Raw genomic sequence first — 20309 nt, forward strand, 5'->3', positions numbered from 1 at the left:
TGCGTGTCCTTGTTCTTGCAATGTGAGGCCGGCCCGGCCGTTCAGGAGGGGTCGAAGCCGTCGTCCGCCTGGCGGTTGACCACCACCGACGCCGCGCGTGCGCGCTTGGGTTTGGTCTTCCAGGCAGGCCCGATGATACGCATGCCGGTCACGCGCTTGACCGCGGAGACCATGTAGACCGCACCGCCCAGGCTCCACCAGCGGGCGCCGGCGGATTCCAGGAAGCCCCAGCGCTGCAGCCATTTTTCGCTGCGGCAGGCCGGCGCGTAGCAGCCGAACTGGCTTTCATCGACTTCCAGCGACAGCAGCTTGAACCAGTCCTTGAGCCGCACAAGCGACACCTGGGACGACGGGGGCTGCGGCAGCCAGGGCTCCATGCCGGGCATGCGGGTGCGCGCGCCCCACATGCTCCAGGGATTGAACCCCGAAATGACGACCCGCCCCTCGGGCACCAGCACGCGCTCGACCTCGCGCAGCACGTTGTGGGGATCGGGCGTGAGTTCGAAGGTGTGCGGCAGGATCAGGAGATCGACGCTTTGCGATTCGAACGGCAGAGCCTCGGGCTCTGCGACGACCACGCGCGACTGCCAGCCGGGCATATTTTCCGGCGCAGGGGTCTCGGTGCCCACATAGCCCTTGAACGGCATCCGGTTCGCCCGCAACAGGTTCAGGTCGGCAAGGCCGACCTGCCAGGCGTAATATCCGAAGACATCCGCGACGGCCGCGTCGAACTGGGCCCGTTCCCAGGCCAGCACGTACTGGCCCGGCGGCGTCTGGAACCATTCGGCCAGTTCTACAATCGGCGGAGTTTCTTCTGCCACGTTTTTTCCTTCGAATCCCATGCAAGCCTTGACCGCCCCCGCAGGCGGCCGCGAACGCAACGCCGCGGTCTTGCCTTTGCCAGCCTTTTCCGACAACTACATCTGGGCAATCGTCCAGGACGGCCTGGCGGCTGTCGTGGACCCCGGCGAAGCCGGCCCCGTGTTGCAGTTCCTGGATCAGCATGGCTTGAAGCTGCGCGCCATTCTACTCACGCACCACCATGGCGACCATGTGGGCGGCGTGCTCGAATTGTCCCGCATCGAGGGCATCACCGTATATGGTCCGGCGCGCGAAAAGCTGCCGCGCTGCGACGTCCGTCTGGCCGAAGGCGACCGCGTGACGCTGCCGGAACTGGACCTGGACCTGACCGTGCTGGACGTCCCGGGCCACACCGCCGGACACATCGCCTATGCCGGCCGCGCGGCCGGCGTCGAGCACGCGCTGTTCTGTGGCGACACGCTTTTCGCGGGGGGCTGTGGCCGGCTTTTCGAAGGCACCCCAGCGCAAATGTTTGATTCCTTGGAAAAATTTTCCGCTTTACCGCCGGATACAAAAGTTTTTTGCGCACACGAGTACACTCTAGCGAACCTTCGCTGGGCATCGGCCGTCGAACCGGCCAACCGCGACCTGCAAACGTGGCACCTGCGGGCCCAGCAATTACGCGCGGATGGTCACCCCACGCTTCCTTCGACCATCGGCCAGGAACGCGCGACCAATCCGTTCTTGCGCACGCAGCAGCCCGACGTCGTCCAGGCCGCCGCAAGCTGGGCCGGACGCCACCAGCAAACGCCGGTAGAGGTTTTTGCCTCCCTTCGTGAATGGAAGAACGATTTCAAGTGACCACCTGATGAATCTATCCCGACTCCTTCTGCCGCTCATGCTGGCAGTCCTCGCCGGTTGCGCAGGAACCAAAGCCCCCGATAGCAAGAACCTCACCACCAATTCCCAAGGCCGATACATCGCCCGGGACACTTCCCGCACGATCGACCTGACCAACCCGCCGGCCGACGCCTGGGACCGCATCCGCCGCGGTTTCGCGATCCCCAACCTGAATACCGACCTCTCCAAGCAGTGGACCGACTACTACGCGTCCCACCCCGAGGCGGTGCAGCGCATGGCGGAACGCGCAGGCAAATACCTGTATTTCATCGTTGACGAGATCAACCGCCGCGGTCTGCCGACCGAGCTGGCGCTGCTGCCCTTCGTGGAAAGCGCGTACAACCCGACGGCGCTGTCCCGCGCGCAGGCTTCGGGCCTGTGGCAGTTCGTGCCGGCCACGGGCCAGCATTTCAACTTGAAGCAGGACTGGTGGCGCGACGAGCGCCGCGATCCCATCGCCTCGACCAACGCGGCCCTGGACTACCTGGAAAAGCTGTTTGAAATGCAGGGCGACTGGTACCTCGCCCTGGCCTCTTACAACTGGGGCGAAGGCTCGGTGCAGCGCGCCATGGCCAAGAACGAGGCCGCCGGCCAGAACACCGACTACCTGTCGCTGAACATGCCGGACGAGACCCGCAACTACGTGCCCAAGCTGCAGGCCATCAAGAACATCATTGCGGATCCGCAGCGCTATGCCGTGGCCCTGCCGCCCGTGGGCAACACGCCGTACTTCGTGACGGTGCAGAAGAACAGCGACATCGACCTTGAAATCGCCGCCAAGCTGGCCGAAATGCCGCTGGACGAATTCAAGGCCCTGAACCCGTCCTTCAACCGCCCGGTCATCCGCGGCGACCACGGCCCCACCCTGCTGCTGCCAGCCGATCGCGTCGAAATCTTCAACGCCAACCTCACCAACTACAAGGGCGACCTGTCCGCCTGGAAGGTCTACCACTCCCGGCGCGGCGAGTCCTACGCGGCCATCGCCAAGCGCTTCGGCGTGTCCGAGGCTTCTCTGCGCGAGACCAACGACATCAGCCGCCGCCAGAAATCCGCGAACGGCCAGGCGCTGCTGGTGCCGGGCGACCCCGGCACGGGCGGCGTGCAGATCGCATCGCTGGCCCCGCCGGTGGGCGCGCTGGACGCGGCGCCGCAGGACAACAAGGCCGCCGCCCCGCGTGGCCGCACCACGCAGGCGCCCGCCGCCCGCGTTTCCAGCGCCCGCCCCAACGTCCGCAGCCACAAGGTCCGCCAGGGCGACACCCTGTTCTCGCTGGCCAAGCAATACGGCACCACGGTCGACGCGCTGCGTGCGCTCAACAACATCAAGGGCAGTGCCCTGAAGATCGGCACGCAGCTGCGCGTGCCGGGCACAAACGCGCGCGGGTAACCTCCCGCCATAATCGCCGCACACTCGGCGCGACACCCCGGCGCGGCACCCCGCAAGGGGGCCGCGCCGTCTCGCCCGCTGGACCGCCAAATTCCCTAAAATAGGCGGCCTCCAGAAGGGAAAAATTTCAAGGACACATCTATGGGCTTTCTCGCCGGCAAGCGCATCCTGGTCACCGGGGTGCTTTCCAACCGTTCCATCGCCTACGGCATCGCGCGCGCCTGTCATCAGCAAGGCGCCGAACTGGCGTTCACCTACGTGGGCGACCGCTTCAAGGACCGCGTCAGCGAATTCGCCGCCGAATTCGGCAGCAAGATCGTGCTGCCCTGCGACGTGGCCGAAGACAGCCAGATCGACGGCGCCTTCGCCGAACTGGGCAAGCACTGGGACGGCCTGGACGGCTTGGTCCACTCCATTGGCTTCGCCCCGCGTGAAGCCATTGCCGGCAACTTCCTGGACGGCCTGTCGCGCGAAGGCTTTCGCATCGCCCACGACATCTCGGCCTACAGCTTTGCCGCCATGGCAAAGGCCGCGCTGCCCCTGATGGAAGGCCGCAACGGTTCCGTGCTGACGCTGACTTACCTGGGCGCCGAGCGCGTGGTTCCCAACTACAACACGATGGGTCTGGCCAAGGCGTCGCTTGAAGCCAGCGTGCGATACCTGGCCACGGCGCTGGGCCCCCGCGGCATCCGTGCCAACGGCATCTCCGCCGGCCCGATCAAGACCCTGGCCGCCAGCGGCATCAAGGACTTCTCGGCCATCCTGAAATTCGTGGAAAACCAGTCCCCCCTGCGCCGCAACATCACCATCGAAGACGTCGGCAACGTCGCGGCCTTCATGCTGTCGGACCTGGCTGCCGGGGTGACCGGCGAGATCACCCACGTGGACGGCGGCTTCTCGACCATCGTTCCGGGCATGGAAGAGTAAGACTTTCTTGGGACGGGGCCTGGCGCCCCGCCTTGCCGAACGGGGCCGGTTTCTCCGGCCCCTTCTCCGATTTCCTGTTTCTCAGTCCGGCCGCACGATCAGCGTGGACACCTGCACGTCCACCGCCGTCATCAGCTTGTGGATCGGGCACTTCTCGGCCACGGCCAGCAATTCGTCGATCTGCGCATCGGACAACTCGCCGTGCAGCGTCAGCTTGGCGGTCAGGCGGTAGATGCCACGGCGTTCCTCGCTGGCATCGCGCACCACTTCCACCCCCACCGATTCCAGCGGCAGGCCCTTGCGCTGCGCGTAGACCATCAGCGTCATCGCCTTGCAGCCGCCCAGCGCGGTATCGAAGTAATCGTGCGGGTCCGGCCCCTCGCCTTGCGGCTTGGGCATGTCCAGCGGCAGGTCGTGGCCTTCGGCCGTGGCGGTGAATTGCAGGGACTGGGGCGCATTCTGGCGCACGCGGATGCTCATGGATCGGTTCTCCTGTGTTGGGACTACCAGGGACAGCCTTGGATGATCTGGCTGCGCCTGCATGGGGCGGCCGGTCGGCCGGCGACAAGGACGGTTGTAGCACTTGCCGCAGCCTTCCGGGGCCGGATCAACCGCCTGACGGTTAGCTGAACTTCCTGCGACGGCCACGGTCCGATATCCCTGACCGACCGTTTTACAGGAGGCCGCATGAGCGCCCGGCAATTACTTGATCAACTGTTGCAGTCCGGACAAGGGCTGCTTTCCGACACCACAAACCGCGTGCAGAACGCCACCGGCGGCAAGGGATCGTCCCTGCTTTCCGGCCTGGGCGGCGGCGCCCTGGGCGCAGGCGCCCTCGGCCTCTTGATGGGCAGCAAGAAGGCCCGCAAGATCGGCGGCAAGGTCGCCATGTACGGCGGCATGGCCGCGCTGGGCGCATTGGCCTATCGCGCCTACGGCGACTGGCAGCGCAAGCAGGCGGGCGCGCCCACTGCCCCGCCCCAGACGCTGGACAGCCTGCCCGCCCCCGAGGCCGAACAGCACAGCAACGCCGTCCTCACCGCCATGATCGGCGCGGCCAAGGCCGACGGCCACATCGGCCCCGAGGAAAAAACGCTGCTGGAAACGGAACTGGCCAAGCTGTCATCCGACGCCCAGGACCGCCGCTGGCTGGAAGCCGAGCTGTCCCGTCCGCTGGATCCCAGCGTCATTGCCCAGTCGGCCAAGACGCCCGAAATGGCGGCGGAAATGTACCTGGCCAGCCTGCTCGTCGTGGACGAGGAAAGCTACATGGAGCGCGCGTACCTGGATGAGCTGGCGCGTCAGCTCAAGCTGGAACCAGGCCTGAAGGAGCAACTGGAGCAGCACGCCAAGGCGGCTGTCTGATAACAGCGGCTGACGCTGCAACCGTAGTTCCAGCCCCCTCCGCGGCCGATTCCGCGCATCACGCGCCGGATCGGCCGCTTTGCCGTTCAATCCGCCCGCAACCCGATCGCCTCGGTCAACGACGTATAGCGGTCGATGTCCGCGCCGATCATCTGCTGAAACTCTTGCGGCGAGCTGCTGGCAGGCGTAAAGCCCTGCTCACGCAGCGCGGCCTGCACATCCGGCCGCCGCACGATCTTCCCCACCGCCGCATTCAGCTTGTCGACCACTGCCGGCGGCGTCGCCGCCGGGGTCAACAGGCCGTGCCACTGATCCAGCGCATAGCCTGACACGCCCTGCTCGGCCACCGTCGGCACGGTGGGCATGAGCGGTGACCGCGCGGGCGACGTCACGGCCAGCGCGCGCAGCTTGCCCGCGGCGATCAACGGCGCCGCACTGGAAGCCGTCACCACCCCTACGCCCACCTGCCCCGCCATCACATCGGTCAGCGCCGGGCCACATCCCTTGTACGGCACCTGCTGCATCACCGCGCCCGTCTTGCGCGACAGCATCTCGCCCGCCAGATGCTGCGGTGTGCCATTGCCGCACGTCGCAAACGCCAGCGGCTTGTCCGGCACGGCGGCCACGATCACGTCATCCAGATTGCGCAAAGGCGACGCCGCCGGCACGACAAACACCGAGGGCACGAAAGCCACATTGATGACCGCCGCAAAATCCCGTTTCGGGGAGAAGCCCAGATTGCGATAGACGCCCGGGTTGATCGCAAACGAGCTGTTCACCATCAGCAGCGTGTAGCCGTCCGGCGGCGACTCGGCCACGATCCGCGCACCGATGTTGCCGCTGGCGCCCGGCCGGTTCTCCACCACCACCGGCTGCCCCAACGACTCCTGCAGACTGGCGCCGATGCGGCGTGCAAGCAGATCGGTCCCGCCGCCGGGCGGAAACGTCACGACGATCGTGATGGGATGCGACGGATACGACGCATCGCCCGGCGCCTCGCCCGAGGGCGGATTACCGCAGGCCGTCAGCGACAGAGCAACAAGCGTAAGAGACGAAAGCAGCAGGCGTTTCATGTTCGGGACCAATGAAATGTCAGGCGTCCAGACCAATGTCCAGCACCTTGGCGCTGTGCGTCAGCCAACCCACGGCGATCTGGTCCACGCCGGTAGCGGCCACGGCCGCCGCGGTTTCGGGCGTGATCCGGCCCGAGGCTTCCGTAATCGCCCGGCCCCGCGCCATCGCGACGGCGCGGCGCAGGTCATCCAGGCTCATGTTGTCCAGCAGCACCACGTCCACGCCCAGCGACAGCGCCACTTCAAGCTGCTCCAGCGTGTCCACTTCCAGCTCGATCTTCACCATGTGGCCCACGCCGGCGCGCGCCCGTTCGACGGCGGTCGCCACGCTGCCGGCCAGCGCAATGTGGTTGTCCTTGATGAGTACCGCGTCGTCCAGCCCATGACGGTGATTGCTGCCGCCTCCCACGCGCACCGCGTACTTCTGCACCGCCCGCAGCCCCGGCATGGTCTTGCGCGTGCACGTGACACGCGCGCCGAAATCCGAGATGGCCCGAGCAATCGACGCCGTGGCTGTCGCCACGCCGCTTAGGTGACACAGAAAATTGAGCGCCACCCGCTCCGCGCTAAGCATCGCGCGCGCATTGCCCTGAATGCGCGCGATTTCCATCCCGGGCTCGAGATCGCTGCCATCGCGGCGTGACACCGTAAATGCCAGGTTTGCGTCCATCGTGCGGAACGCCAGCCGGGCCAGATCCAATCCCGCCAGCACGCCCTCCTGCCGCGCCACGAGCCGCGTTTCGGCCGTGGCATCGGCCGGCACGATGGCGTCGGTCGTCAGGTCGCCAGCGCGGCCCAGGTCCTCCAACAACGCCGCCCGGACGAGCGGCTCCAGCATGACGTCCGGCAGCGGCGGAACGGGAAGGCGATCGGCTGCGAGGGGCTTTGCGGCTTTAATGCTCATTTTGAGTATTTGTAGCGTAAAAAAAGGCGCGCAAGGATTGCGCACCACTTATGCTAAATATGAGTATAAGCCTTGTCAAGCGTCAAACGACGCGCGACACCGGCAGCTTGCTGCCTGCAATGGCCCGCTCCAGCAGCACGTCGCGCCGGAACCGGAACAGTTTGGCGGGCCGGCCGGCGGTGCCGGTCGCCATGGCGCCGGTCTCTTCGACCAGATCCTGCTGCTCGATGAAGCGGCGGAAGTTCTGCTTGTGCAACCCACGCCCCGCCAGCGCCTCGACTGCCATCTGCAGCTGCAACAGCGTGAACTCGTCCGGCATCAGTTCAAACACCACCGGACGGTACTTGATCTTGGCGCGCAGCCTCGCAATGCCGGTGGCCAGGATGCGCCGGTGGTCGTGGCGCATCGGCTGTCCGGGCACCACCGCGGCTTCGCCGGTGCGCCGCACCGCCTCGGGCACCAGCCCGGCTTCGAACAAAAGTTCGTAGCGCTGCAGCACCATGTCCTCATTCCACGCCGCGCCATCCAGTCCAAAGGTGATCGCCGCGCGCTGCTGGCGGCGCGCGCGGACCGATGCGTCCGCGCTGCCTTCGCACCACGCGGTGAGCCGCGGCACGATCACATCCTCGACGAGCGCCGGCGTGCCCGCGCGGCGGTCTTCCCACGGAAAGTAGCGATACCAGTCCTGCCAGCCGACTTGCGCAACGCCCGTCTCGCCCGCTTCACGCGTGAGGCCCAGGTAGCTGACCGAGATGACCCGCCCGCCGGGCTCATCCGAGCGATCGCCGTCCGCAAAGGTATACAGCTGCTCGACATACCCCAACGGATGATGCGTCTGCGCCTCGACCCAATCGCGCAAGCCGGCCTGCAGCGACCGGTGCGACAACTCGAACGGCCCGGCCGGCAACGCCCTGGCATCGTCCGTCGTCAGCACCCGCGGCTCGCCGTTGGTCACCGCAACCAGCACGGCAACGAGTTCAGCATGGACGGAGCGTTCGACGGATTCGGTCAAGGTGGGCGTGGGGATATCGAGAATGGGCGGTCGGCAGAAAATGGCGGCGCGAAGCTCGAGATTATAAGGACGCAGTGTGGCAAGTTTTGATGGGCTCGTGCTGCAACAGCCCCTTGCAATCGTGACATCCAGAACGCTGCCTCACCGGGATGGGGGTTCTAAGATGGATCAATGTCCAGGCGCGGCGCCATCCTGGCCTCGCGCGCAGTCGGAGCAATCGCCATGCTGAAAACCACCCCTGATCCCACCACTGCGTCCAAGGGTGCGGACGAACAAAAGCCCCCGACAGACCCGCGCAAGGGTACCGAGACCTTGCCCATGCCGGATGAAAGCAACGTCGTCGCAGGCATGCCGCGGCGTGGCCGCGCCATTGCGGAACCTGGCGAACCGGGCGTCATCACGCCCGAAGACGACGTGCTGGATACGTCGTACGACACGCCGAAGACGTGACGCGCAACGTGTTCCGCGCATAGGGATCGCCGGCGCAAAGCCGGCGATACCCTCAGTCCAGCTTCACCTTCGCACCCTCGATCACAGGCTTCCACTTCTGGTAGTCCTGCTTGATGGTCGCCGCGAACTGTTCCGGCGTCGTGGGCATGGCTTGCGCACCCTGAGCGGCCAAGGCCTCCTGCATCGCCGGCAATGCCAGCACCTTGTTGAGCTCCGTGTTCAGCGTCTGGATGATGGGTTTGGGTGTCTTGGCGGGCGCCAGCAAGCCATACCAGACCCGTACGTCAAAGCCGGGATAACCCAGTTCCGCCACGGTCGGCACGTCGGGCAGCGCCGGGCTGCGCTGCGGCGAGGTGACGGCCAGCGCGACCGCGCTGCCGGCTTTGAGCTGCGGCGCCGCCGACGGGATGGACGTGAAGATCACCGGCACCTGCCCGCCCAGCAGATCCGCCATGGCGGGCCCCGACCCCTTGTACGGCACGTGGACCAGCTTGACGTCCGCGCGCTGCTGGAGCAGTTCGGCAGCCAGGTGCGTGATGGTGCCGGCGCCGGGCGACCCGTAGTTGACGGCCCCCGGCGCCTTGCGGGCCGCTTCGATCAGCGCCTGCAAGGTCTGGTAGGGACTGGATTTGCCGGCCACGATGACCAGGGGCGCTTCGCCCACGATGCCAATCGGCGCAAAGTCCTTGATCGGGTCGTAGGAGAGCTTGCTGTAGATGGAAGGCGCCACCGCCAGGTTGTCGACCTGCCCCATGACGATTTCATAGCCGTCCGGCTTGGCGCGCGCGGCCGCGCCGATGCCGATGGTGCCGCCGGCGCCCGGCCGGTTCTCGGCCACCACGTTCCATTTGGCGGTCTCGCCCAGCTTGGCGCTCACTGTGCGGGACAGGAAGTCCGTGCCGCCGCCCGGCGTGAACGGCACGATGATGCGGATGGGTTGATTCGGGTAGGACTCCTGGGCGTGGGCGCCTGCCGCGACGCCCAGCACGCAAGCTGAAAGCAGAAGGTTGCGTAGCATGTCGTTTGTCTCCGTCGTTATTGCTTTATGGGCAGGCTGTATCGCCTTGGTGGTCCTGCCGCGGCGCATTCAGATGACGCCGCGTTCCTGCAAACCGCGGATGTCCTCCTGTGCGAATCCGAATCGCAGCAGCACATCGCGAGTATCGGCGCCCAGCGCGGGCGCGGCTTGCACGGGCCGGGCTTCGGCCTGCGCAAACTTGATCGGGAAGCCCAGCATCCGCACATCGCCATGGTCGCCATGCGGCACGTCGATCGCCATGCGCTGGTCCTGCACCTGAGGATCCTCGAACACTTCCTGAAGGTTCAGCACCTGACCGCACGGCACGCCGAACCGGTTCAGGCGTTCGATCCAGTGGGCGCTGGTGTGCTGGCGCGTGCGCGTCTGGATGGCCTCGGTGATGGCGCCACGATTGCGCATGCGATCGGCGTTCGTCGCAAAACGGGGATCGGCGCGCAGTTCCGGCAGCTCCAACGCGTCCAGCAGCTTGTGATAGACGACGTCGTTGCTGGGCGCGATTGCGACCTGCCCGTCGGCCGTCTCGAACAGCCCGTAGGGCGACGCGATGCCGTGATCGTTGCCCGTGCGCGCAGGCAGCCGGCCATCGGCAAAGTAGTTCGACGCCTGAAAGCTCAAGAGGCCGATCATGCTGCCCAGGAGGCTCACGCTGACGCTGTCGCCCTGCCCGGTGCGCTCGCGGCGCAACAATGCCGCCACGATGCCGAGCGCGCCATTCATGCCGGCCACCAGATCGCTGATGGGGGGGCCCGCGCGCATGGGCGGCTGACTTTCCGCGCCATTCAGGCTCATGAACCCGCTCATCGCCTGCGCGATGAAATCGAATGCCGGCCGGTCGCGATAAGGCCCCGTCGTACCAAAGCCGTTGATGCTGCAATGAATGATGTCGGGCTTGAGCGCCTTGAGCGCCTCGTCGCCCAGCCCCATCTTCTGCATTACGCCGGGACGGTAGTTCTCGACGATGACATCGCATTCGGCGATCAGGCGCCGCAGCACGGCCTTGCCTTCCTCGCTGTAAAGGTCGAGCGTGACGGATTTCTTGTTGCGGTTGTAGTTGGCGAAGTACCAGCTCAGGCCGTCGCGTATCACGCCCTGGGCGCGCACCGGGTCGCCTTCGCCCGGCGTCTCGATCTTGATGACCTCTGCGCCCATGTCGGCAAGCAGAGAGGTGCAGAACGGACCCGAGATGATGCGGGTCAGATCCAGAATGCGGAATCCGGATAAAGGCATGGGTTCTTTTGAATCCAGGGTTGCGGAAATCAGCCAACGGCGGCCACGGCGCCGTCGTAATCGTGCAAGGCAAGACGCGGCCCGGCCTTCATCACCTGTCCTGACAACGGGCGCTTCATCACCTGCTCAAGATGCCGCGACGCCTGGATCAGCGCCGCCAGGTCGATGCCCGTCTCGATGTCCATCTCGTGCAGCAGGTTGACCGTGTCCTCGGTGCAGACATTTCCCGTCGCCCCGGGCGCGAACGGACAGCCGCCCAAGCCGCCCAGCGACGATTCAAAGGACGTGATGCCGGCGTGCAGCCCCTCGACCACATTCACCAGCCCGAGGCCGCGCGTGTTGTGAAAGTGCAGGGAAAAATCCATGGCCGGAAACGCGGCGCGCAGCGCGTCCACCGTCTTGCGCACGAGCCGCGGCGTCGCCATGCCCGTCGTGTCGCCGAGCGTGACGGCGTCGAAATCCAGGCGGGCAAACTCGGCCACGATGGTCTTCAACGTGGCGATATCGACATCGCCTTCAAACGGACAACCGAAGGCGACCGCGATGGCGCCCTTGCGCCGCATGGGATGTTCCTGCAACAGCGCCGCCACATCGTCGATGTCGCGCAGCGATTGCTCCACGGACCGGTTCAGGTTCTTTCTGTTGTGGCTTTCGCTGGCCGACAGGAACACCACGACTTCATCGGCACGCGATGCCAGCGCGCGTTCAACACCGCGCGGGTTCGGCGCCAGCGCGCTCAACACCACGCCCGGCCGCTTGTCCGCCAGCGCCAGCAACTCCGCGGCGTCGCGCATCTGCGGCACCGCCCGGGGCGACACGAACGAGGTTGCCTCGATGTGGCGCACGCCGGCGGCAATCAGTTCATTCAGGATGGCAGCCTTGGTGTCGGTGGGCACGAACTCGGGCTCGCTTTGCAGCCCGTCCCGCAGTCCCACCTCCACGATCTGCACTCGGCTTGGAAGGCTCACGTCTCTCTCTCTCTCCTCGCGCCCGCGCGGCGGGCGGTCCATGGGCTTGATGAGCTATCTTCCGAGGTCCGCCGGCGTGGCACAAATCGCGATTCTTCAGCGGGGCATCGCCATTCGCGATGGCTGAGCGCGGCGGCGCCTGCGTTGGCCGTCCGGATTTTGCTACGCAACATCCGGATCCGAATCCCGAAAGACCTGCCTCAATTGCCGGAGGCGGCGGCCTCTTGCAGCAGGTGCTCCATCAGCAACCGGGCAGCGCCGGACAGGGGCTCATTGCTGCGCACGCACAACTTGAGCTGGCGACGCGCCCACGCGTCCGTCAAAGGGATAATCCGTAGATCGCCGCAATCGAAGAGGGACAGCGCCTCCACGGGCACGATGCCAATGCCCAGCTCGCAGCGCACCATCGACACCAGCGCATCGTATGACGTGACCTGGAACCGCAGCCGCACCGTCCGATTGATGGCTGCCGCCTCGCGCGTGAACAGGTAGTTCGCCGCGCTGCCCCGGTGCATGCCGACGTGGTCGTATTCCAGCGTGTCGGCAAACGCCACGCGCTCCCGCGCAGCCAGCGGATGAGACCGGTTGGCCAGCAGCGTCATCACATCGCGCCGGTACGGAAAACTCTGCAGCCCGCTGTCGTCGTCGGTCTGGGTATAGATACCGATATCGCTCATGTTCTGCTGCACCGCTCGCGTCACCGCGGAACTGACGTTCTCCTCCAGATCGATCTGCACGCCGGGGTGCAGCGTCAGAAAGCGCCGCAGATCCTGGGGCAGGAACTGCGTGATGGAAGAGAGGTTTGCCGCGATGCGCACATGCCCGCGCACGCCCGACGAAAAATCGCGGATCTCGTCGGTGAGGCCGCGCGCCTGATGCAGCAGCGCCCGCGCATGGCGCGCCAACGCATGCCCCGCGCCCGTCGCCGCCACCCCTCGAGCATGCCGCGTGATCAGCACCACATCCAGGATGCGCTCCAGCTCCGACAGCCGCTTGCTCAGCGCCGAGGGCGCAATGTGCTCACGCGCGGCGGCCGCGGCAATGCTGCCCTCTTCAACCACGGCCACAAAGACCTGCAGGCTGTAGAGATCCAGGCGAGGCGCGGATGATCGAATCGGCAGGTCGAAAGTCATGGCACGAGCGTACCGTAACGATTCCCGGAAATGCAAAAGGCCCCGATCTCTGGGAGATTGGGGCCTTTTTGGCTTGGCCGCTTTTTGGGGGCTTGGCGGCCTTGCCAGTATTCCTGGCGGACAGAGGGGGATTCGAACCCCCGATACGCTTTTGACGTATACACGCTTTCCAGGCGTGCGCCTTCAACCACTCGGCCACCTGTCCTACTGCACTTCCAGGGGCCTTTCGGTGCTGATGAAAGGCGCTGCTGAAAATGCGAATCCGCGATTCTAGCAGAATCGGCAACAGCACAGCAAGCGGGCAAACAAAAAGGGACGCACTACGCGCGTCCCTTCCCCTGCCGGCGTCATTACTTCGACGCGGGCGGGTCCTGCTCCCGGTAGGAGCTGATCGTGCCGTCCGGTTCGGTTTCTTCCAGCCGGACGCGGAATCCCCACAGACGTGCCAGATGCTTCATGACCTGTTCGGCATCTTCACCGGCCAGCGGCCGGCCGCGGCTCTTCAAGTGGCGCAGCACCAGCGAGCGGTCGGTGTCGCGGTTGAAGCGGACGACCTGAATGTCGGGCACCAGGTTGTCGCGATTGTGCTGCGCGGCGAGCAGGCGCCGGATGTCGCGGTAGCCTTCGTCGTCGTGGATCGCGGCCACTTCCAGTTTGGGGTTGGCCTGGTGGTCCGAGATCGCGAAGAAGCGGAATTCGCGGATCAGGCGCGGGGACAGATACTGCGAGATGTAGGACTCGTCCTTGAAATTACGCATGGCGAAGTCCAACGTCTTCAACCAGTCGCCGCCCGCGATGTCGGGGAACCAGCGGCGGTCTTCGGGCGTGGGCGCTTCGCAGATGCGGCGGATGTCCGACATCATTGCAAAGCCCAGCGCGTACGGGTTGATGCCGCCATAGCCGCGCTCGTCAAAGCCGCGCTGGCTGACGACGTTGGTGTGGCTTTGCAGGAACTCCATCATGAAGCCGTCGTTCACCAGCCCCTTCTCGTGCAGGCGGTTCAGGATGGTGTAGTGCCAGAACGTGGCCCAGCCTTCGTTCATGACCTTGGTCTGGGTCTGCGGATAGAAATACTGCGCGACCTTGCGGACGATGCGCACCAGCTCCTTCTGCCACGGGGCCAGCTTGGGCGAGTACTTCTCGATGAAGTACAGCAGGTTTTCCTCGGGCTCGGGCGGAAACACGGACGCGGCGACGCGCGTGTCCTTGTCCGCTTCGATGCGCGGCAGCGTGCGCCACAGGTCGTTGTACTGCAGGCGCGCGTGTTCCTCGCGCTCGGCCTGGCGGGTGGCCTCTTCCTTGAAGGAGACCGGCGTCGGGCGCTTGTAGCGGTCGACGCCGTGATGCGACAGCGCATGGCACGAGTCCAGCAGCGACTCCACGGCGTCGATGCCGTAGCGGTCTTCGCACGCCATCACGTACTTGCGCGCGAACACCAGGTAGTCCAGCACACCGTCGGCGTCTGTCCATTGCCGGAAAAGATAGTTGCCCTTGAAGAAGGAATTGTGCCCGTAGCAGGCATGCGCGATCACCAGCGCCTGCATCGGCATGGAATTCTCTTCCATGAGGTAAGAAATGCACGGGTTGGAATTGATGACGATTTCGTACGCCAGCCCCTGCATGCCGCGGCGGTAGTACTGCTCGTTGCGGATGAATTCCTTGCCGTACGACCAATGCGGGTAGCCAATGGGCAAGCCCGCCGATGCGTACGCGTCCAGCATCTGTTCCGAGGTGATGACCTCGATCTGGTTCGGATAGGTGTCCAAGCCGTATTCGCGCGCAATCTGCGAGATCGCGTCGTCATAGGTCTGGATCAGTTCGAACGTCCATTCGGAACCCTGCGAGATCGGCCGGACACCGCCGTCCGATCCCGGCTCCACGAGCGCACCCATGTTGGCGTTCATGCGGTCTCCTTCTTGAACAGGTCGTGGAACACGGGAAAGATTTCCCCGCGGTCGCAAATGCGCCGCATGACGAAGTGCGGCTCCAGTTTCTGTTCATACTCGGCCCACAGACTGCTCTTGCGGGCTTCCTGCGAGTCGGGGATTTCGATGTAGGCAAAGTAGCGCGACGAAGGCAGCAGATGTTCGGCCAGGAATCGCGCGCTCTTGCCCGCATCGGCGCCAAACGAGTCGCCGTCGCTGGCCTGCGCCGCGTAGACGTTCCACGCGGACGGCGGATAGCGCTTTTCCAGGATCTCGCGCATCAGCTCCAACGCCGACAACACGATTGTGCCGCCGCTCTTGGGGTCGTAGAAGAACGTGTGCTCGTCCACTTCCTCGGCGTTGTCGGTGTGGCGGATGAACACCAGATCGACGTGCTCGTACTTGCGCGACAGGAACAGGTAGAGCAGCGTGAAGAAGCGTTTGGCCAGATCCTTCTTGCCCTCGTCCATGGAACCGGACACGTCCATCAGGCAGAACATGACGGCGCGCGCCATGGGGATGGCGACCGACACGCGGTTGCGATAGCGCAGGTCCAGGTCGTCCAGGAACGGCACGCGCGCCAGGCGCTCGCGGCAATCCTCGACCTCCTGTTCCAGCTCGCGGATTCGGGCCTGCGACACACCCGCAGCCTTGGCCTCTTCCAGCGCGTCCTCGGCATCGCGCAGGTCGGCGCGCGCCTTCACGCCCAGCGACACCCGACGCGCCAGCGATGACTTAAGCGTGCGGCTGATGCTCAGCGTGCTGGGCGAGCCGGTGGTGGTGTAGCCGGCGCGCTGCCACTTCTTCTGGCTGACTTCGCCCAGCTGGTTGCGCGCCAGGTGCGGCAGTTCCAGATCCTCGAAAAAGAGGTTCAGAAATTCGGCACGCGACAGGCTGAAGGTGAACTGGTCCACCGATTCACCTTCACCCGGCTCGGAGCCGCCCTCGCCCTGCCCGCCCTGCGGCCGGTCGAAGGTGTCGCCCTTGGCGAATTCGCGGTTGCCCGGATGCACCATTTCGCGGTCGCCGCCCGCGCCGTGCCGGAATGTCGGCTCGGAAATATCGCGGGCGGGCAGATTGATCTCACCGCCTTGATCCATGTCCTGGATCGAGCGGTCACGGATCATCCCGTGTACCGCCTTGCGGATCTGATCCTTGTAACGCCGCAGAAAGCGTTCCCGGTTAACGGCGCTCTTGTTGCGACCGTTAAGACGGCGATCGATCAGTGAATTCATGATTCACCTCGCTCAGGAAGACTTCCTCACACGGAGATACCACTCGCACAGCAGCCTGACCTGCTTTTCCGTGTAGCCCTTCTCCACCATCCGGTCGACGAAGCTCTGATGTTTCGTCTTGTCCTCGGCCGAGGCCTTGGCGTTGAACGAAATCACCGGCAGCAGGTCTTCCGTATTCGAGAACATCTTCTTCTCGATCACTTCGCGCAGCTTTTCATAGCTGGTCCAGTTCGGATTGCGGCCGCTGTTGTTGGCGCGCGCCCGCAGCACGAAGTTCACGATCTCGTTGCGGAAGTCCTTCGGATTGGCGATGCCTGCCGGCTTCTCGATCTTTTCCAGCTCGTCGTTCAGCGCGCTGCGGTCGAAGCTTTCGCCGGTTTCAGGATCGCGGAACTCCTCGTCCTGGATCCAGCAGTCGGCAAACGTGACGTAGCGATCAAAGATGTTCTGGCCGTATTCGGAGTAGGACTCCAGGTAAGCCGTCTGGATCTCCTTACCGATGAACTCCGCGTAACGCGGCGCCAGGAAGCCCTTGATGAACTCCAGATAGCGCCGGCGGATTTCGTCGGGATAGTCTTCGCGGCCGATGCGCTGCTCCAGCACGTACATCAGGTGCACCGGATTGGCGGCCACTTCGGTCTGGTCGTAGTTGAAGACGCTGGACAGGATCTTGTACGCGAAACGCGTGGAGACGCCGGTCATGCCTTCATCCGTGCCCGCGTAGTCCTTGTATTCCTGCAGCGCCTTGGCCTTGGGATCGACGTCCTTCAGGCTTTCGCCGTCGTAGACCCGCAGCTTGGAATAGATGCTGGAATTCTCGGGTTCCTTCAGGCGCGTCAGCACCGAGAACTGCGCCATCATGTCCAGCGTTCCGGGCGCGCACGGCGCTTCGGACAGCGAGCTGTGATGCAGCAGTTTTTCGTAGATGCGGACCTCTTCGGACACCTGCAAGCAGTAAGGCACCTTGACGATATAGATACGGTCAAGGAACGCCTCGTTGTGCTTGTTGTTGCGGAAGGTCTGCCATTCCGATTCGTTCGAGTGGGCCAGGATCGTGCCGTTGAACGGGATGGCCGAGAAGCCTTCCGTGCCCTTGAAGTTGCCTTCCTGGGTAGCCGTCAACAGCGGATGCAGCATCTTGATCGGGGCCTTGAACATTTCCACGAACTCGAGCAGCCCCTGGTTCGCCAGGCACAGACCGCCGGAATAGCTGTACGCGTCCGGGTCGTCCTGCGAATGGCGGTCGAGCTTGCGGATATCAACCTTGCCCACCAGCGACGAAATGTCCTGGTTGTTTTCGTCGCCCGGTTCGGTCTTGGCGATGGCGATCTGGCGCAGCACCGACGGGTTCAGGCGCACGACACGGAACTTCGAGATGTCGCCGTCGAACTCCTTCAGGCGCTTGACTGCCCACGGCGACATGATGCCGGTCAGGTAGCGCTTGGGGATGCCGTATTCCTTTTCGAGCGTGTCGCCGAATCGTTCTGGATGGAACAGCCCAAGTGGCGATTCGTTCACCGGCGATCCCTTCAACGCGTAGATGGGAAAACTTTCCATCAGCGCCTTGAGCCGTTCCGCGATGGACGACTTGCCGCCGCCCACCGGTCCCAGCAGATAGAGGATTTGCTTGCGCTCTTCCAGCCCCTGCGCGGCGTGTTTGAAGAACGCGACGATCTGTCCGATCACGTCCTCCATGCCGTAGAACTCCTGGAACGCGGGATAGCGCCGGATGGTCCGGTTGGAAAACAAACGGGAAAGACGTGGGTCGTTGCGCGTATCCACGATTTCAGGTTCACCGATCGCGGCAAGCATGCGCTCAGCGGGGCTGGCGTAGGCCATGGGATCGCGCTTGGCGAGGCTCAGATACTCCTCGAGCGAGAGCTCTGATTCCTGCTCTCTTGCATACTGCGACTTGAAGCCTTCGACGATGTTTTGCACGGAAACCTCCTACATACAACACGCGAAAAATTCAATACGTCCCTACATGCCCATTGTGCATCAGCGCCTGCGAATTACTAAACAACTTCGCAGTTGGCGTTTTCGGCAAGTTGTTATGTTGCTTTCGCCACACATCAACCATAAGCACGATCGGACCCTTTGTGTTTAGGCTGCACCCCTTTCGCACTAGTTCCGTCAGGGATTGCAACTAACGTGAGCAAGTTAACTCGTCGTCTCGAGCATAGACCCGCATATAGCGTGCCTGACGCAACCGCACATGAAATGGTCGGCAACGAAACGACGGAATGAGCGATATCCGATGGATTCTTGTTGGCCCGGGATAAACCCGGAGCGTTCGCCATGCGATCGCAGCGAACGGGCTGAACGGCGCTGGGCGACTTCGTTCAGTGGCGTGCCGGTCGGTGTTGAACTGCGCCGATTCGCGGCACGGGAATCCGTGGTGACGAGGGCGCGAAGCGGCTGTGCGGGTGGTCCGTGAGCGCGTAGCGCCAAGTCATGCTGCTTATGCTAAGCCCGTGACTCTTTTGTGGCAATTCATTTTGCGCGAATAATTGCTCGTGTAATCACGCGAAACGCCTTCGTGCGCGGTGTGGTGCGCGCCCATCGCGCATGCCGATCCGCACGCATCGATAGGGTGAATCGTGCAGACGCAAGCTGTGCGCGGCTTTCAAACGATTGGCAGCCGAACGCGCGGAGTGCTAACAGCAAATCCGTTACGACAACGTGGGCAACGCGACGCTTTCCATCAATTGCCGCCACGTGCCTGCCACGCGCGCGCGCACAGACAGATCGGCGCCAACGCGCGCGATATCGGTAAATTCGTAGCGCCGCGCGGCGTCCAGGTGTTCGAGCATCGGCAAGCGCACCATGCCCGCCGCGTCGCCCAGCAGCACCGGCGCAAGATACAACAGCAGTTCGTCGACGCAGCCGGCCGACACCAGCGCACCGCTCAGGCCCGCGCCTGCCTCGACGTGAACCTCGTTGAACTGCTGCTCGGCCATCCAGCGCATCATGGCAGGCAGATCGACGCGGTCAGGTTCCGAGCCCGGCAAGCACACCACGCGCGCATTCTTGTCCGCCAGGCGCGCTGCCTTCGCAGCATCTTCGCGCGCGGTGAACACGATGACCTCTGCGCCATCGAACAGCCGCGCGGTCTCCGGGATCTGGAATTGGCCGTCCACGACGGCCTTGCGCGGCTGGCGCGGCGTATCGACGTCGCGCACGTTCAGCTGCGGATCGTCTTTGAGCACGGTGCCCATGCCGGTCAGCACGACGCAGCTGCGCGCCCGCCAGCGGTGTCCGTCGGCCCGCGCTTCGGGTCCGGTGATCCATTGCGACATGCCGTTATGGAGCGCACTGCGGCCGTCCAGCGACGCCGCCATCTTCATCCACACCCACGGCAGGCCGCGGCTCATACGCGAGATGAAGCCGGCGTTCACCGCCAGCGCTTCTTCGCGGCAGACGCCGGTCGTCACCGCGATGCCCGCTTCGCGCAGCCGCGCCAGCCCCTGCCCGTTGACGAGCGGATTCGGATCACCCATGGCGACCACCACGCGCGCCGGCCGCGCCGCCAGCACCGCATCGACGCATGGCGGCGTGCGGCCGAAGTGGCTGCACGGTTCCAGCGTGACGTACAGCGTGGAACCGGCGACCGTCTCGCCGCGCGCTTGCGCATCGCGCAGCGCGCAGATTTCCGCGTGCGGGCCGCCCGGCGGCTGCGTCGCGCCTTCGCCCAGCACGCGGCCGTCACGCACGATCACGCAGCCGACCCGAGGGTTGGGCGCGGTGGTGAACATGACGGTGTGCGCCAGCGCCAGGGCGCGTCGCATCCAGAAGAGATCGTCGGAGTCGCGGGTAATGTCCATGCCGAGGATTGTATGTCCGCCGCGCACGAATCTGCCGCGCGGTCCGGGCGCTTTCCGGCTGCCACCCCGCCATGTCCGTTTTGGGCCGCCGGCCGTCTTGGAACGCGCTCGCGGATCCGGCCAATCGGGAGTAAAAATG

General features: G+C 64.7%; 18 protein-coding genes and 1 tRNA gene. 5 read left to right on the plus strand and 14 right to left on the minus strand.

Annotation, left to right across the window (positions count from 1 at the left end; genetic code table 11):
- Positions 1 to 41 precede the first annotated feature (41 nt).
- Positions 42 to 821: a class I SAM-dependent methyltransferase gene (locus B3098_RS28000; protein WP_175139096.1), complete on the minus strand. Its 780-nt coding sequence runs from the start codon at positions 819 to 821 to the stop codon at positions 42 to 44.
- Between the two features lie 19 nt (positions 822 to 840).
- Between B3098_RS28000 and gloB the strand changes: the two genes are divergently transcribed.
- The 3 genes from gloB to fabI all read left to right on the plus strand — a co-directional run bounded on the left by gloB (position 841) and on the right by fabI (position 4015).
- Positions 841 to 1662: a hydroxyacylglutathione hydrolase gene (gene gloB, locus B3098_RS28005; RefSeq protein WP_175125415.1), complete on the plus strand. Its 822-nt coding sequence runs from the start codon at positions 841 to 843 to the stop codon at positions 1660 to 1662.
- A 7-nt stretch (positions 1663 to 1669) separates the two neighbouring features.
- Entirely contained in the window at positions 1670 to 3088 is a 1419-nt protein-coding gene (locus B3098_RS28010) for a transglycosylase SLT domain-containing protein (RefSeq protein WP_175139097.1), read from the plus strand.
- 141 nt (positions 3089 to 3229) lie between these two features.
- Positions 3230 to 4015, plus strand: coding sequence for an enoyl-ACP reductase FabI (fabI, locus tag B3098_RS28015; RefSeq protein ID WP_286900451.1), 786 nt, complete (start codon positions 3230 to 3232; stop codon positions 4013 to 4015).
- Positions 4016 to 4096: 81 nt separating this feature from the next.
- Here fabI and B3098_RS28020 read toward each other — a convergent pair whose 3' ends face one another.
- A complete protein-coding gene (locus B3098_RS28020; RefSeq protein ID WP_056327870.1) occupies positions 4097 to 4495 on the minus strand; it encodes an OsmC family protein in 399 nt (132 codons plus the stop codon).
- 207 nt (positions 4496 to 4702) lie between these two features.
- Between B3098_RS28020 and B3098_RS28025 the strand changes: the two genes are divergently transcribed.
- Positions 4703 to 5380 (plus strand): tellurite resistance TerB family protein, encoded by a 678-nt coding sequence (locus B3098_RS28025; RefSeq protein WP_286900455.1) that lies wholly within the window; start codon positions 4703 to 4705, stop codon positions 5378 to 5380.
- Between the two features lie 86 nt (positions 5381 to 5466).
- Here the strand turns inward: B3098_RS28025 and B3098_RS28030 are convergent, their stop codons facing one another.
- From B3098_RS28030 to B3098_RS28040, 3 genes are all read right to left on the minus strand, one after another.
- Entirely contained in the window at positions 5467 to 6453 is a 987-nt protein-coding gene (locus B3098_RS28030; RefSeq protein ID WP_286900457.1) for a tripartite tricarboxylate transporter substrate binding protein, read from the minus strand.
- A gap of 19 nt (positions 6454 to 6472) precedes the next feature.
- Positions 6473 to 7357 carry a carboxylating nicotinate-nucleotide diphosphorylase gene (gene nadC, locus B3098_RS28035; RefSeq protein WP_286900460.1) on the minus strand — a complete coding sequence of 295 codons (885 nt, stop codon included), beginning with the start codon at positions 7355 to 7357 and terminating at the stop codon, positions 6473 to 6475.
- Between the two features lie 82 nt (positions 7358 to 7439).
- Positions 7440 to 8369 (minus strand): NUDIX hydrolase, encoded by a 930-nt coding sequence (locus tag B3098_RS28040; RefSeq protein WP_286900463.1) that lies wholly within the window; start codon positions 8367 to 8369, stop codon positions 7440 to 7442.
- Between the two features lie 222 nt (positions 8370 to 8591).
- Between B3098_RS28040 and B3098_RS28045 the strand changes: the two genes are divergently transcribed.
- Complete coding sequence (locus B3098_RS28045; protein WP_175125437.1) at positions 8592 to 8819, plus strand: hypothetical protein; 228 nt, start codon at positions 8592 to 8594, stop codon at positions 8817 to 8819.
- Between the two features lie 52 nt (positions 8820 to 8871).
- On the opposite strand, the gene B3098_RS28050 is transcribed toward B3098_RS28045, so the two are convergent.
- The 9 genes from B3098_RS28050 to ribD form a co-directional block, all read right to left on the minus strand.
- Positions 8872 to 9837, minus strand: a complete 966-nt coding sequence (locus B3098_RS28050; RefSeq protein ID WP_286900467.1) for a Bug family tripartite tricarboxylate transporter substrate binding protein — start codon at positions 9835 to 9837, stop codon at positions 8872 to 8874.
- Between the two features lie 69 nt (positions 9838 to 9906).
- Positions 9907 to 11085, minus strand: a complete 1179-nt coding sequence (locus tag B3098_RS28055) for a CaiB/BaiF CoA transferase family protein (RefSeq protein WP_175186375.1) — start codon at positions 11083 to 11085, stop codon at positions 9907 to 9909.
- A 29-nt stretch (positions 11086 to 11114) separates the two neighbouring features.
- Complete coding sequence (locus B3098_RS28060) at positions 11115 to 12053, minus strand: hydroxymethylglutaryl-CoA lyase (RefSeq protein ID WP_279974972.1); 939 nt, start codon at positions 12051 to 12053, stop codon at positions 11115 to 11117.
- A gap of 200 nt (positions 12054 to 12253) precedes the next feature.
- Positions 12254 to 13186 carry a LysR substrate-binding domain-containing protein gene (locus B3098_RS28065; protein WP_175125454.1) on the minus strand — a complete coding sequence of 311 codons (933 nt, stop codon included), beginning with the start codon at positions 13184 to 13186 and terminating at the stop codon, positions 12254 to 12256.
- Between the two features lie 114 nt (positions 13187 to 13300).
- Positions 13301 to 13391, minus strand: a tRNA-Ser gene (locus tag B3098_RS28070).
- Between the two features lie 145 nt (positions 13392 to 13536).
- Positions 13537 to 15090, minus strand: coding sequence for a SpoVR family protein (locus B3098_RS28075; protein ID WP_175125455.1), 1554 nt, complete (start codon positions 15088 to 15090; stop codon positions 13537 to 13539).
- Positions 15087 to 16346: a YeaH/YhbH family protein gene (locus B3098_RS28080; protein WP_175125456.1), complete on the minus strand. Its 1260-nt coding sequence runs from the start codon at positions 16344 to 16346 to the stop codon at positions 15087 to 15089. Before B3098_RS28080 ends, B3098_RS28075 begins: the two co-directional genes overlap by 4 nt.
- 12 nt (positions 16347 to 16358) lie before the next feature.
- A complete protein-coding gene (locus tag B3098_RS28085) occupies positions 16359 to 18275 on the minus strand; it encodes a PrkA family serine protein kinase (RefSeq protein WP_370633001.1) in 1917 nt (638 codons plus the stop codon).
- A 743-nt stretch (positions 18276 to 19018) separates the two neighbouring features.
- Positions 19019 to 20134: a bifunctional diaminohydroxyphosphoribosylaminopyrimidine deaminase/5-amino-6-(5-phosphoribosylamino)uracil reductase RibD gene (ribD, locus tag B3098_RS28090; protein ID WP_414631323.1), complete on the minus strand. Its 1116-nt coding sequence runs from the start codon at positions 20132 to 20134 to the stop codon at positions 19019 to 19021.
- Positions 20135 to 20309 lie beyond the last annotated feature (175 nt).

This window comes from Achromobacter sp. UBA2119, assembly GCF_002331005.1.
Lineage (GTDB): Bacteria > Pseudomonadota > Gammaproteobacteria > Burkholderiales > Burkholderiaceae_B > Achromobacter > Achromobacter animicus.